Annotated in this window: 11 protein-coding genes; 3 read left to right on the forward strand and 8 right to left on the reverse strand. The window is 70.7% G+C overall.

All coding sequences use genetic code 11. The features are described from left to right. Positions 1-39: 39 nt before the first annotated feature. From GQQ93_RS15230 to GQQ93_RS15255, 6 genes are all read right to left on the reverse strand, one after another. Positions 40-870 (reverse strand): aldo/keto reductase, encoded by an 831-nt coding sequence (locus GQQ93_RS15230; RefSeq protein WP_157425091.1) that lies wholly within the window; start codon positions 868-870, stop codon positions 40-42. 27 nt (positions 871-897) lie between these two features. Next, entirely contained in the window at positions 898-1,860 is a 963-nt protein-coding gene (locus GQQ93_RS15235) for a cyclase family protein (RefSeq protein ID WP_157425092.1), read from the reverse strand. After that, complete coding sequence (locus tag GQQ93_RS15240; protein WP_246192355.1) at positions 1,857-3,263, reverse strand: APC family permease; 1,407 nt, start codon at positions 3,261-3,263, stop codon at positions 1,857-1,859. Before GQQ93_RS15240 ends, GQQ93_RS15235 begins: the two co-directional genes overlap by 4 nt. 138 nt (positions 3,264-3,401) lie before the next feature. Continuing rightward, positions 3,402-4,193 carry a slipin family protein gene (locus GQQ93_RS15245; protein WP_212277357.1) on the reverse strand — a complete coding sequence of 264 codons (792 nt, stop codon included), beginning with the start codon at positions 4,191-4,193 and terminating at the stop codon, positions 3,402-3,404. A 149-nt stretch (positions 4,194-4,342) separates the two neighbouring features. Further along, positions 4,343-5,509 carry a cystathionine gamma-synthase gene (locus tag GQQ93_RS15250; protein WP_157425095.1) on the reverse strand — a complete coding sequence of 389 codons (1,167 nt, stop codon included), beginning with the start codon at positions 5,507-5,509 and terminating at the stop codon, positions 4,343-4,345. 109 nt (positions 5,510-5,618) lie between these two features. Continuing rightward, positions 5,619-6,992 carry a cystathionine beta-synthase gene (locus GQQ93_RS15255; RefSeq protein ID WP_157425096.1) on the reverse strand — a complete coding sequence of 458 codons (1,374 nt, stop codon included), beginning with the start codon at positions 6,990-6,992 and terminating at the stop codon, positions 5,619-5,621. Positions 6,993-7,312: 320 nt separating this feature from the next. Between GQQ93_RS15255 and GQQ93_RS15260 the strand changes: the two genes are divergently transcribed. The 3 genes from GQQ93_RS15260 (at position 7,313) to GQQ93_RS15270 (ending at position 9,635) form a co-directional block, all read left to right on the forward strand. Then, positions 7,313-8,008 carry a thioredoxin-like domain-containing protein gene (locus tag GQQ93_RS15260; protein ID WP_157425097.1) on the forward strand — a complete coding sequence of 232 codons (696 nt, stop codon included), beginning with the start codon at positions 7,313-7,315 and terminating at the stop codon, positions 8,006-8,008. Beyond that, positions 8,005-8,772 (forward strand): DUF305 domain-containing protein, encoded by a 768-nt coding sequence (locus GQQ93_RS15265; RefSeq protein WP_157425098.1) that lies wholly within the window; start codon positions 8,005-8,007, stop codon positions 8,770-8,772. Before GQQ93_RS15260 ends, GQQ93_RS15265 begins: the two co-directional genes overlap by 4 nt. A gap of 107 nt (positions 8,773-8,879) precedes the next feature. Next, a complete protein-coding gene (locus GQQ93_RS15270; protein ID WP_157425099.1) occupies positions 8,880-9,635 on the forward strand; it encodes an HAD hydrolase family protein in 756 nt (251 codons plus the stop codon). 55 nt (positions 9,636-9,690) lie between these two features. Here GQQ93_RS15270 and GQQ93_RS15275 read toward each other — a convergent pair whose 3' ends face one another. After that, positions 9,691-11,115 (reverse strand): mechanosensitive ion channel family protein, encoded by a 1,425-nt coding sequence (locus GQQ93_RS15275; protein WP_157425100.1) that lies wholly within the window; start codon positions 11,113-11,115, stop codon positions 9,691-9,693. A gap of 2 nt (positions 11,116-11,117) precedes the next feature. After that, the gene (locus tag GQQ93_RS15280) at positions 11,118-13,172 is read right to left on the reverse strand and encodes an adenylate/guanylate cyclase domain-containing protein (protein ID WP_157425101.1); all 2,055 of its coding nucleotides are present in this window, start codon (positions 13,170-13,172) and stop codon (positions 11,118-11,120) included. Between the last annotated feature and the right edge of the window lie 159 nt (positions 13,173-13,331).

The following is a 13,331-nucleotide window of genomic DNA, read 5'->3' on the forward strand; positions in this document are numbered from 1 at the left end:
GCCGAAGCACGTGCGAGGGGGATGCATCGAGCTCGCGGCTCAGAACTCCTCGTGCGTTTCGGGGTCGGCGCCCCAGATGCGCCCCCGCGAGAGTGCCGAGATCGCCGCGACCTCTTCGGCGCTGAGCGAGAAGCCGAACACGTCGAGGTTCTCGCGCCGACGCTCGGGGTCGGACGACTTCGGGATCGGCACGGCGTCGAGTTCGACGTGCCAGCGCAGCACGAGCTGCGCGGGGCTCACGCCGTGCGCGGCCGCGAGATCGACCACGACCGGCTCGCGCAGCAGTTCGGTGCGGCGTGCGAGCGGGCTCCAGCTCTCGGTGCGGATGTCGTGCTCGTCGTGGAAGGCGCGCAGCTCGTCCTGCGGGAAGTAGGGATGGAGTTCGACCTGGTTGACGACCGGGGCGACCCGCGTCTCGTCGATGAGCCGCTCGAGCATCGCGGGCGTGAAGTTCGAGACGCCGATCGCCCGCACGAGCCCCTTCTCGCGCAGTGAGATCATCGCGCGCCAGCTCTCGACGTACTTGTCGATGCGCGGCAGCGGCCAGTGGATGAGGTACAGGTCGACCCATTCGAGTCCGAGCCGCTTCCGCGACTCCTCGAAGCTCGCGAGCGTCTCGTCGAAGCCGTGGTGGCGACCGGGCAGCTTCGTCGTGATGACGAGGTCGCTGCGGTCGACGTCGGTGCGCTCGATCGCCTCGCCGACCGCCTCTTCGTTGCCGTAGTTGTAGGCGGTGTCGATGAGCCGGTAGCCGTCGGCGATGGCCGAGGTGATGGCGTCGATGCCGAGCTGGTCGTTCAGCCCGTAGGTGCCGAGCCCGATCGCGGGAATCGTGTTGCCGTCGCGAAGGGAATAGGCGGGAACGCTCATTCCTCAATACTCACGCACGCGCGGCCCTCACGCCACCGGACGCCCCGACGGGAGTTCTGCGAATGCGCGCACCGGGAAGGTGCCGAAGCCCTCGACGCGCGGCGGCACGGCCGTGAACCGTGCACCGTGCACGGGTACCCGCTCGAGCGCCGTCAGGTGCTCGATCACGTGCACCCCCGCCGCGAGCAGGATCGAGTGCGCCGGGCGCTCGCCCTCGGACTCGGCGTCGTCGATGTTGAGCGAGTCGATGCCGACCGCCGCGACTCGGGCCGAGACGAGGTGCCGCGCGCCGGCCTCGGTGAGGAAGGGCGCTCCCGTCGCGTACTCGGGACGCCCGAAGTGGCGGCTCCACCCCGTGTGCAGCAGCACGGCGGCACCGGCCAGCTCGCGATCGAAGAAGACCTCGGCGGGGATCCCGCGCCCCGTGGCATCCGACAGCCTGAACACCTCGGCCGGGAGGCCGACGAGCGTCTCGAGCGGCAGGCTCGCGAGATCGCCGCCGTCGGCGTAGCGGTGGAACGGGCTGTCGAGGTAGGTGCCGGTGTTGCCGATCATCGTGATGACGTCGAGCGCGAACTCGGTGCCCGGTGCGTAGTGCTCGCGGGATGCCTCGCGGGTGAGGTGCGGCGTGATCGTCGGCGCGGGCAGGCCGGGGTAGGTCACGAGACCGGCCGAGATCGGGTGGCTGAGGTCGACGAGCGCGGGGCGCCCCGCGCGAAGCCCGGCGGATGCTTCGCTCGCCGCCCCGCTCGCGGTGCCGGCCTCTGCGCCCACGCCCCGTGAACCGCGATGCGGCTCCGCGACGATCTCGAGGTTCGCGAGCGCGACCCGGCCGACGAGCGCGAGCCCGAGGTGCCGGACGAGCAGTTCGCCGATCTCCGCCTCGCCGAGGTCGGGCGAGGGCAGGTCGAGGCGGAACCCCTCCGCGCGCAGCCCTCCCCCGTTGACGAAGTCGATCTCGGCGTCGAAATGCGCGCGGTACTCGGTCATGCGTGCTGCTCCTGGGCGATGGGGGCGGGTGCGGGGTCAGTGGCGGAGCTCGCGACGACGGGGGCGTCGGACTCGTGATGGGCGCTCGTGCCGCCCGGAGCGCGCCTCGCCCGCCACCGGCGCACGACGGTCACGGCGACCGCGGCGAGCGCGAGCAACGCGGGCACCAGGAGGTTCGCCCAGGCGAGCGCCAGCAGGCCGACCGTCATCACGGTCGCGACGACCGCGAGCCACCAGCCGAACGACCAGCGGCGCAGCAGCAGGGTCGCGGCGAGCATGCCGGCGGCGTAGATCGCGACCATGTTGCTCGTGTGGATCAGGATGAAGCCCGAGAGGTCGAGATAGTTCGCGAGCATCAGCCCGTAGTAGATGAGGATGATCACCCCCGTCACGGCGAGCGCGCGGCGGGGCACCTCGCCGTCGGCGGCACCCTTCGCGAGGAAGCGCGGCAGGTCGCCGTCGCGGCCGAGCGCGGCGCCGAGCTTGCCGAACGCCGGCAGGTACGCGTTCATCACGCCGACCGTGACGATGCCCGCGATGATGGCGACGAGCACCGGGCCGATGCCGGGCGCAGTGGTCTCGACGAGGGCGAGCAGCGGCACCTGCCCGTCTCCGGCGCGGTCGCCGAGCACCGCGACGGTCACGAACTGGAGGGCCAGATAGGCGACGCCGACCACCGCGACCGCGATCGCCGTCGCGAGCGGGATGGTGCGGCGCGGGTTCTTGAACTCGCCCGCGATGTGGGTGCCGACCTCCCATCCGGCGAAGGCCCAGACGAAGAGGCTGATGGCGACGCCGACCCCAGCCCAGCCGTTCGGCAGGAAGGGCTGGAAGTTCGACGCCTCGGCCGCGGGGAAGGTCACGGCGACCACACCGACGACGACGGTGACGAGCAGGCCCGAGAGCACGAACTGCACCCATCCCGCGACGCGCACCCCGAACCAGTTCGCGATGTAGGGCGGCACGAACACCGCGAGGCCGATGAGCGGCACGGCAGAGCGGTCGATGCCGAGCACGGCGACGACGTACTCGCCGCCGAGCACCGCGAGCACCGGTGCGCCGATGCACACGCCGAAGTAGAACCAGTAGCCGGCCATGCGCGCCGCGGTGTCGCCGAGCGCGCGCCGAACGTAGCTCGCCACGCCGCCCGCGTCGGGATAGCGCGCCGCGAGCGCGGCGAAGGTGCCGGCGAGCGGGATGGAGAGCACGAGCACCGCCGCCACGGCCACGATCGAGGCGGGCCCGGCGGCCTTCGCGGCGAGGCCGGGCAGCACGAGGATGCCGGTGCCGAGCACACTCGCGATGTAGAGCGCCGTACCCTGACCGAGGCCGAGGGTGCCGCCGTGGTGCTCGCCGCTCGCGGCGTGCTGGGCCGCGGGTGCGGCGGTGTCGTTCGAAGTCACCCGCTCATTCTGGGGCATCCCGCCGACACGCCGCGATGGCTGGATCGACACACTTCATCGATATCCTGCCACTCGATGCAACGGCGATCCCCGGTGCGCCCCAGGGGCTGGCACGCACCGCGCCGACGGCGCCCTCGATCACCGCCCGCGCACCTGCGCGACCGCCGCCTCGCGATCGATGAACGACGTCAATTCGCTGATCGAGCCCATCAGCGGCGCCGGCACCACCACGAGCGTGTTCTTGTCGACCCCGACCTCGACGAGGGTCTGCAGGGTGCGCAACTGCAGGGCGAGCGGGTGCGACATCATCGTGTCGGACGCGACGCCGAGCTGCGTCGCCGCGAGCGCCTCGCCCTCGGCCGCGATGATCTTCGCGCGCTTCTCGCGCTCGGCCTCGGCCTGCTTGGCCATCGCCCGCTTCATCGAGTCGGGCAGCAGGATGTCCTTGAGCTCGACGAGCGTGACCTGCGCACCCCAGTCGACGGTGACCACGTCGAGGATCTCGCGGATGTTGACGTTGAGTTTCGCCGTCTCGGCGAGCGTCTCGTCGAGGTGGTGCTGGCCGACGACCTTGCGCAGGGTGGTCTGTGCGATCTGGTCGATCGCGGACTGCACGCTCTCGATGGCGATCACCGACTTCACCGGGTCGACGATGCGGTAGTACGCCACCGCCGAGACGCCGACGCTCACGTTGTCCTTCGTGATGATGCCCTGCGACTGGATCGGCACGGTGATGATGCGCAACGACACCTTCGTCATCACGTCGACGATCGGGATGATGAACCGGATGCCGGGATCGCGGACGTTGTGCAGCCGGCCGAATCGCAGCACGACGCCGCGCTCGTACTGCTTCACGATCTTCACCGACATGAAGAACAGCACGATCGCGAGCACGATCGCGATGACGAGGGTGATCCAGAGCCAGACCATGGCGCTCATCTCCTCGGCGCCGGTGACGTGCCGCGCGCCGTCACCTCCATTGTCGCACCCCGGGCGCACCCGGGCTCAGGAAGCGCTCGGCTCCGCGCCGCGGCCGCCGGAGACCGGCAGCCGCGCGACGGCGGTCGACGTCGGGAGAGCTACAGCCGTGCGAGCGTCTGGTCGATGTCGGCGAGCAGGTCGTCGACGTCCTCGATGCCGACCGAGAGCCGCACCACCGACTCGGGCACCTCGGCCTCGGTGCCCTTCACCGAGGCGTGCGTCATCTCCGAGGGGTAGTTCACGAGCGACTCGACCCCGCCGAGCGACTCGGCGAGCTGGAACAGCTCGGTCGACTCCGCGAAGCGACGCGCCGCCGCACCCCCGTCTGCGAGCGAGATCGACAGCATGCCGCCGAAGCCCGACATCTGACGGCCCGCGAGCTCGTGCCCCGGGTGCGACTCGAGCCCCGGGTAGTAGACGCGCTCGACGCCTGCGTGCTCGTCGAGGCGACGGGCGATCGCGAGCGCGTTCTGGCTGTGCCGCTGCATGCGGACCCCGAGGGTCTTGATGCCGCGAGAGGTGAGGAACGCGTCGAACGGACCCGACACGGCACCCGCCGCGAACTGGGTGAACCGCACCCGCTCGTGCACCTCGTCGAGGCGCTCGCCGGCGCCGAAGACGAGCGCCCCGCCGACCACGTCGGAGTGCCCGCCGAGGTACTTCGTCGTCGAGTGCACGACGACGTCGGCGCCGAGGGCGAGCGGCTGCTGCAGCGCCGGCGACGCGAAGGTGTTGTCGACGACCACGAGGAGGCCCGCCTCGTGTCCGAGCTCGGCGAGCGCCGTGACATCCGACACCTTCATGAGGGGGTTCGAGGGGGTCTCGATCCAGAGCACCTTCGTCGCGCCCGGCTCGATCGCGGCACGCATCGCGTCGACGTCGCTCGTGTCGACGGTCGAGTGGCGCACGCCCCAGTCGCCGAAGATGCGACGGATGAGTCGGTGGGTGCCGCCGTACACGTCGTTGCCGATCAGCACGTGGTCGCCGGGCTTCACGACCGTGCGCAGCAGCGCGTCCTCGGCGGCGAGGCCCGAGGCGAACGAGAGGCCGTGCGCGCCGCCCTCGAGCGCCGCGAGCTGGGTCTCGAGTGCGGTGCGCGTCGGGTTGCCGCCCCGCGAGTACTCGTAGCCGCCGCGGAGGCCGCCGATGCCGTCCTGGACGTAGGTCGAGGTCTGATAGATGGGCGGGATGACCGCGCCGGTCGTCGGGTCGAAGGCCTGGCCCGCGTGGATCGCGCGGGTGTCGAAGCGTGCGTCGTCGTGCATGGTGCGGTGCCTTTCGCGGATGTTTCAGGAATTCGGAGGCTGCTCAGGACGATTCGGCGGGAATCGTCCTGACTGGCGTGCGATCTCCTGAATCGGTGAGGATGGGTGTCTAGTGGGAGAGGTAGCCGAGCAGGTCGGTGCGGGTGATCACGCCGAGCGCCTTGCCGCCGTCGGTGACGAGCATCGCCGGCGCGCCGGCGAAGGCCTGGCGGGCCGACGCCACGGGCTCGGTCACGCCGATGAGCGGCAGGGGCTCGCCGACGACGGTGCTCACCTCGTCGGTGAGCTTCACCACCCCCGAGAACACCTGGTCGAGCAGCACCTCCTCATGCAGCGCGCCGAGCACCTCGCCGAGCACGACGGGCGGCTCGGCCGACAGCACGACGAGCTGCGAGACGCCGGTCTCGGTCATGCGGTCGATGGCCTCTTTCACGGTGTCGTTCGGGTGCACGTAGACGAGCGGGGCGGTGCGGTCGGCCTTCGCCGCGAGCAGTTCGGCGATGGTGTGCCCGGCGGGCGCGTTGCCGAAGCCGTAGGCGCGCATCCACTTGTCGTTGAAGATCTTGCCGAGGTACCCGCGGCCGCCGTCGGGCAGCAGCACGACGAAGACGTCGTCGGCGGTGACGCCGGGCGCCGCAGCGGCCTCGAGCGCCGCGACGACGGCCATGCCGCTCGAACCGCCCACGAGGATGCCCTCCTCACGGGCGAGGCGCCGGGTCATCGCGAACGAGTCGGCGTCGCTCACCGCGATGATCTCGTGCGGCACCGCCGGGTCGTACGCCGTCGGCCAGAAGTCCTCTCCCACGCCCTCGACGAAGTAGGGACGGCCCGTGCCGCCCGAGTAGACCGAGCCCTCGGGGTCGGCGCCGATGATGCGCACCCGGTCGTTCGACACCTCGCGCAGGTACCGCCCGGTGCCGGTGATCGTGCCGCCGGTGCCGACGCCCGCGACGAAGTGCGTCACCCGCCCGTCGGTGTCGCGCCAGATCTCTGGGCCCGTGGTCTCGTAGTGCGAGCGCGGCCCGTTCGGGTTCGAGTACTGGTCGGGCTTGAACGCCCCGGGGATCTCGCGGGCGAGCCGGTCGGAGACCCCGTAGTACGACTCGGGGCTGTCGGGCGCGACCGCGGTCGGCGTCACGACGACCTCGGCACCGTAGGCGGTGAGCACGTTGCGCTTGTCTTCTCCCACCTTGTCGGGGCACACGAACACGCAGCGGTAGCCGCGCTGCTGCGCGACGAGCGCAAGGCCGACCCCGGTGTTGCCGCTCGTCGGCTCGACGATCGTGCCGCCCGGCTTGAGCAGGCCGTCGCGCTCGGCGGCGTCGATGATGCGACCGGCGATCCGGTCCTTCGAGGAGCCGCCCGGGTTCAGGTACTCGAGCTTGACCAGCACCGTGGCATCCGTGACGCCCTTCGTGACGTGCTGGAGCTTGACGAGGGGCGTATCGCCGACGAGGTCGACGATGGATTCTGCGTACTTCATGGGTGTCCTTGCGTATCGGCCGCGGCTGCTCGGCCGGCGGTATGACGGGCGGCGAGAGATCGGGGCGAGTGTGCGTGCGTGGGGTCGGGAGACGTCGGCGTCAGCGACAACACAGCGAGAGGATCACGTGGTCAACTCTAGCCCCGCGGCGCGCAGCCTGTCACGATGACGATGGCAATGGCGCGAGGCGGATGCACCGTGCCGCATCCTCGAGCGCGATGCGGCGTTCTCCCAGCCGCATGCGTTCGTATGGTTCCTAGTCCCGCGACATCGACGGTGTTCCCCACACCGTCGGCGTCCCCGAATCGAGAGAGGCCCGCGTGAGCGCGACCCCGCCCATCCCCCCGAAGGCGAAGCAGCAGGCGAAGCAGCAGAGCGTCAAGGAGCAGCGCGCCGCCGAGCGCCAGCGCAAGCTCGAGGAGTTCCGCAAGAAGGAGGCGCGGGCGAAGCGCAATCGCAAGATCGTGCTCTGGTCGAGCGTCACCGGCGGCGTCGCCGTCATCGCGCTGCTGATCACCGCGATCGTGCTCACGCCGCAGCCCGCCAGCTACGGCGCCGGCGGCGACGGCGCGGCGATCGAGGGCGTCGAGACCTTCGAGAACGGCGCAGGCCACGTCGAGGGCGTCGTCGACTACGCGCAGACCCCTCCCGCGGGCGGCGAGCACAACCAGATGTGGCTGAACTGCGGCGTCTACGAGCAGCCCGTGCCGAACGAGAACGCGGTGCACTCGCTCGAGCACGGCGCGATCTGGGTCACCTACGACGCCGCGAAGGTCTCGGACGACGAGCTCGCGACCCTGAAGTCGAAGCTGCCCTCGAGCTACGTCGTGCTGTCGCCCTTCGAGGGGCTGCCCTCCCCCATCGTGCTGAGCGGCTGGAACTCGCAGCTCCAGCTCGACGACGCCGACGACCCGCGCATCGCCGCCTTCTTCGAGGAGTACTGGCAGAGCCAGAACGTGCCCGAGCCGGGCGCCTCCTGCACCGGCGCGTACGACGCGCCCGGCAAGGTGTCGTGACCGCACCCGAGACGGCGACGACCGCCGCCTCGTCCGCTGCGCCGCAGCCGCCGTCGCCCCGACGCGGTCCAGCCGGCCGAGGCGGGCGCGTCGCGGTCGTGGTCGTGGCCCTTCTCGCCGTCGTCGTCGTGGCGGTCGCTGCGTTCGCGTTCGGCCGGCTCTCGACCCTCGCCGAGCCGACGCCGACGACGACGAGCGCCGAAGCCGGCTTCGCGCGCGACATGCAGGTGCACCACCAGCAGGGCGTCGAGCTCGCGATGATCGTCCGCGACGAGACCTCCGACGAGGAGGTGCGGCTGCTCGCCTACGACATCGCGACCACGCAGGCCCAGCAGGCCGGGCAGATGTACGGCTGGCTCGCGAGCTGGGGGCTCTCGCAGGCGGGCCGCGAACCGTCGATGACGTGGATGACCCGGCCCGCCGCCGACGGCTCCGGCCATGCCTCGCACGGGGCCGACGGTTCCGGTGCCGACGAGTCCGGGGCCGACGGCACCCTGCACGAACCCGGTGCGCCGATGCCCGGACTCGCGACGCCCGCCCAGGTCGCCGAACTCCGTACACTCTCCGGAGTCGAGGCCGAGGTGCGGTTCCTCGAACTCATGATCGCCCACCACCGGGGTGCCGTCGACATGGCCGAGGCCGTGCTCGACCGCTCGTCGACCGAGGTCGTCGTGGCGCTCGCCCAGTCGATCGTCGACAGCCAGACGAGCGAGATCGAGCTCATGGAGTCGATGCTCGCCGAGCGCACGCCGCTCGTCGGATAGTCCCGGCAGAGCCGGCGGAGACCGGACGGACCTTCCGGGTTCCTGCATCACCGGTCGGGGCAGGCACCGCCCGCCGCACTCGACATGCGATCAGGTACGGTGTTCGGATGACGAGCGCCGTGGTCTTCGATATCGACGGTACGGTCTGCTTCGATGGCCGAACGATCCCTGCTGAAACGCTCGATGCGCTCCGTGAACTCACAACTCGTGAGCGAGTCGTGTTCGCGTCCGCTCGACCGATTCGCGACCTGCTTCCCGTCCTCCCTGCCGACCTGCAGCACCTCGACCTCATCGGCGGCAATGGGGCATTCACCCGCAGCGACGGGCGAACGACGACCGTTGGGATCGCGGCGAACGAGCGAGGCGTGGTCGACGCGCTGATCGAACGGCACGGTCTCGCTGCGCTCATCGACGGCGAGTGGGACTATTCGTTCTCCGGAGATCCGTCACATCGGATCTTCCGACAGCTCGACGCCGGCCGGCTCGCACGCAATGTACCGCGTGAAGAGCTCGACACGTACTCCAAAGTGGTGCTGTTCACGACCGCGGCTGAGGTCGTCGACGCGCTCAGGGCTTCCACGCTGTCGATTCACGTGCACCCCGATGAGGGCCTGGTCGACATCTCCGGTCCGAATGTCACGAAGCACGACGCGCTCCGGCGGCTCGGCATCGCGGATGGTTCGTACATCGCGTTCGGCAACGACACGAACGATGAGCGGCTTCTCCGTCACGCTGCGGTCAGCTACCGCGTCGGGTCCCACCCGGTGCTGGCCTTCGCCGATCACCACCTCGCTCCCGAACAGATCACGGAGACCATCGTCGGCCTTGCGTCGCCGCTGGCGGAGTTCGCCCCGCCTGCGTGAACTCTCGGACCCCGGTCTCACCGGGTGGAACCGGGTCGCACCGTCGCCGAGCCCGTCAACGCCGGTCGAGCGTTCCCCGCACGATCCCCGCAGACGCCACCGCGTCGGCCGCCGCCCGGCGACGCGTCTCGATCGCCTGGCCGATGTCGCGGGCGACCGCGGGGTTCGCATGCACGATCTCGTCGATCACCGCGAGCGGCATCACGAGCACCGTCGTCACCTCGGCGGCGGTCGCGCGCACGAACGAGGGCTCGCGCGTCAGCACCGTCTGGCCGACCGAGTCGCCCACGTCGGCGAGGCCCGACTCGATCGCCCCGCGATCGGTCACGACCGCGAGCCGGAGCCGACCGTCGACGACGACCCGCATCACGTCGGGCACGCGGTCGGGCTGCTGCACGATCTCGCCCGTGCCGTACCGCTCGAGCCGGCAGCTCGGGGCGAGGCGGGCACGGTCGTCGGCGCTCAGCCTGAACGCCGGGGCGACCTGCGCGAGGGCCTCGTCGAGCCGATCGGGTTCGGCGATCGGGTCGCTCGCGTCGCCGTCGAGCGAGAGCCCGCGCCGCCGGGCGGCGTACCAGAGCCAGGCGAGCAGCAGCGAGACCGCGGCGTCGGCCGTCGCAGGCCCCTGCACGGGCACGTCGACCTCGTACTTCGCCGCGCCGAGGTAGCGGGCCGACGGCGCCTCGCCGGTCATCCGCATCGGCAGCGTGCCAGCGACCTCGATGAGCAGTTCGATGACTTCGTGCGGCGGATCGTCCGTCGAGAACTGCACGGTGGTGCCGGCCCGATGCAGTTCGGTGGGCAGGCTGAGGTTCGTGAACGAGGCGCCCGCGAGCGAGGAGTTCGGCACGATCTGCACGCCCGCGCCCGTGTCGATGTGCACCGCCCGCCAGTTCACCTCGACGACCCGGCCGCGCACCCCCGCGGCGTCGAGCCAGTCGCCGAGCTTGAACGGCTGCTCGAAGAGCAGCAGGAGGCCCGAGATGATGCCGCCGACCGCATTCTGCAGCGCGAGGCCGATCACGATCGAGGTGACGCCGAGGGCCGCGATCAGGCCGCCGACGTCGGCGTTCCACACCCAGGAGAAGAGGATGGCGAGCCCCACGACCGTGAGCCCGAGCCGGCCGAGGTCGACGAAGATCGACGGGATCCGCTCGCGCCAGCTGCCCGGCTTCGCGTTCGCGAAGAGCGCGACGTTGAGCGCGCTCAGCACGAGCAGGATGACGAGGAAGCCGAGCACGGTCGCGACGACGCGTGCCCAGACCTGGTCGGCCGGCGACTGCACGGCGAAGACCAGGAGCCCGAACAGGGCGGCGACCGGCACCACCCAGTTGCGCAGCAGCCGTACGGGCTTCGCCGCGGCGCTGCCCCGCCGGGTCAGCCAGCCGAGCACCTCGGTGAGCACGACCAGCAGCAGCGGCACGCCCAGTGCGAGCACGATCGCCCACACGAGCCAGCCCGAGCCGAAGAGCTCCTCCACGACTACTCCACCCGCCAGACGGTCTCGTCGCCGCTCGCCGTCTCGATGGTGCCGGCCGACACGATCCGGGCGCCCTCGAGCATGCGGTCCTTGACCGCCTGGCTGACGTAGATGCCCGGGCTGCCGGTCACCCCGCGCACCCGGTAGGCGAGGTTCACCGCGTCGCCCCAGAGGTCGTAGGCGAGGCTCGTCCGGCCCACGAGCCCGCTCGTCACGCTTCCGCTCGACACCCCGGCGCGCAGTTCGAGGGATGCCTCGTGCTGCGCGTTGAAGCGCGAGATGACGCTGCGCAGCTCCACCGCGAAGTCGACCGCCCGGCGCACGTTGTCGACGCGGGGCACGATGAGTCCCGAGCTCGCGAGGTAGCCGTTGCGGAGGGTGCGCACCTTCTCGACGCCCGCCCGCTCGGCGGCTTCGTCGAAGCTGCGCATCAGGGTGTTCAGCTGCGCGAGCTCCTCCTCGTCGTCGAGCGTCGCGGCGTAGTCATCGAAGCCGACGAGCTCGGCGAAGATGACCGAGACGTCCTGGTGCACCTCCGCGATCGTCTCCTCGCCGTCGCGGTAGCGCTTCGCGACGGTCTCGGGCATGAGCGTGTGCAGCAGCCGCTCGTTCTCGTCTCGCTGCTCGTCGATGAGCTCCTGCTTGATGCGCAGGCTCGAGCTCATGTCGTTGAACGCGTTGCCGAGATCGCCGAACTCGTCGCGCGAGCCGGCGGGCACCTGCACCGACAGGTCGCCGCCCGCGACCCGGCGCACGGCGTCGGAGAGACGCCGGACGGGGCGGGTGAACACCTGGGCGAGCACCATCGAGAGCAGGCTCACCGCGAGCAGGATGGCGAGCGTCGAGATGACGAGGTTGCGGGTGAAGACGTCGACGGGCGCGAAAGCCTCGGAGGTGTCGATGCGGGCGACCGCGACCCAGTCCACGCCGTCGATCTCGACGGGCGTGTAGGCCGTGATGCCGTCGGTCCCGGTGTAGCCGATCGACTCGTTCGTGCCTGTCGCCCCCTCGAGCGCCCGCTCCACCGAGATCGAGTCGATCGGCTGCAGCAGCACCGTGCCGCCGACCTCGACGATGCGCTCGGCGACGTTCGGCGGCGTGCCGTTCGAGGTCACGGCCGTGACGTAGTCGTCGGGGTGCTCGACGAGCATCCGCGAGATGCTCCGCATGAGCCGGTCGCGGCCGACCACGAAGATCTCGCCGGTGTCGCCGAGTCCCTGCTCCTTCCAGCGCTCGTCGCCGGTGAGCGCATCGTTCACGATGCTCATCGGGATCTGGTACGCGAGCGCGCCGGTGATGGTCGTGTCGTTGCCGACCGGCGACACGATCCACAGCGAGGGCACGCCGAGCGACGGCTGGTACCGCTCGTAGTCGGTGGTGATCGCGGTGTTCACCGTGTTCGACGCGATCGCATCGCGATAGGCGCCGGCGAGCAGGCTGTTCTCGTAGGGCCCGTCGAGCACGTTCGTTCCGAGGTCGACACCGCCGTACGCCGAGTAGACGACGTTGCCCGAGGTGTCGAGCAGCAGCACGTCCTCGTAGTCGGAGGCGGCGACGATGCGCTGGAAGTAGTCGTGGAACCGGGCGCGCGCCGCGCTCCACGCGCTGCCGTCGCCCGCATCCATCACTGCATGGGCGGCGTCGTAGTCGCCGTCGAACGGCGCGGTGTAGTGCAGCTGCAGGTACCTGCCCGCCGACGAGTCGGGAACGAATCCGCCGCTCGCGAAGTCCTCACCGGTCGCCTCCTCGAGGCGCGGGATGAACCCCTCGTCGTAGAACTCCTGGAGCTCGGCCTCCTCCTCGGCGGTGAGCTCGACGTCCTGCAGCTCGGCCCACCCCGCGTTGAACGCCTTCGACGCCGTCTGCGCGCTGAGGTTGCGCGAATCGAGGGCGACCCCGGTCTGGACTCCCTCCATGACGCGCTCGAGCTCGCCGGTGCGGAGCTCGCGGATCGTGGTCAACTGGTCGATCGCGGCCGCCTTCAGCGACTCGCGGCCGCTCATGAAGCCGATCACCCCGACGATGATCGAGGAGACGAGGCTGACGCCGAGCAGCATGATCAACAGCTTCGACTGGATGCTGAGGCCGACCCGGCGCTGGCGGGCGGGCCTCGGTCGGGGCGCCGCCGATGCGGGTGGTGCTGCCTGCGGAGTCGGAGGCGGAGACCCGGTGTCCCCCGTTGCGGTCGTCGGCACATCGGTCTCGGTCGTCGACAA

The organism is Agromyces lapidis, assembly GCF_009749405.1.
GTDB lineage: Bacteria > Actinomycetota > Actinomycetes > Actinomycetales > Microbacteriaceae > Agromyces > Agromyces lapidis.

Excerpts from the sequence above, each read along its gene's own strand:
- GQQ93_RS15255 (WP_157425096.1), bottom strand. The coding sequence starts at position 6,992 with ATGAAGTACGCAGAATCCATCGTCGACCTCGTCGGCGATACGCCCCTC.
- GQQ93_RS15280 (WP_157425101.1), bottom strand. The coding sequence starts at position 13,172 with ATGCTGCTCGGCGTCAGCCTCGTCTCCTCGATCATCGTCGGGGTGATC.
- GQQ93_RS15230 (WP_157425091.1), bottom strand. The coding sequence starts at position 870 with ATGAGCGTTCCCGCCTATTCCCTTCGCGACGGCAACACGATTCCCGCG.
- GQQ93_RS15245 (WP_212277357.1), bottom strand. The coding sequence starts at position 4,193 with ATGGTCTGGCTCTGGATCACCCTCGTCATCGCGATCGTGCTCGCGATC.
- GQQ93_RS15235 (WP_157425092.1), bottom strand. The coding sequence starts at position 1,860 with ATGACCGAGTACCGCGCGCATTTCGACGCCGAGATCGACTTCGTCAAC.
- GQQ93_RS15270 (WP_157425099.1), top strand. The coding sequence starts at position 8,880 with ATGACGAGCGCCGTGGTCTTCGATATCGACGGTACGGTCTGCTTCGAT.
- GQQ93_RS15250 (WP_157425095.1), bottom strand. The coding sequence starts at position 5,509 with ATGCACGACGACGCACGCTTCGACACCCGCGCGATCCACGCGGGCCAG.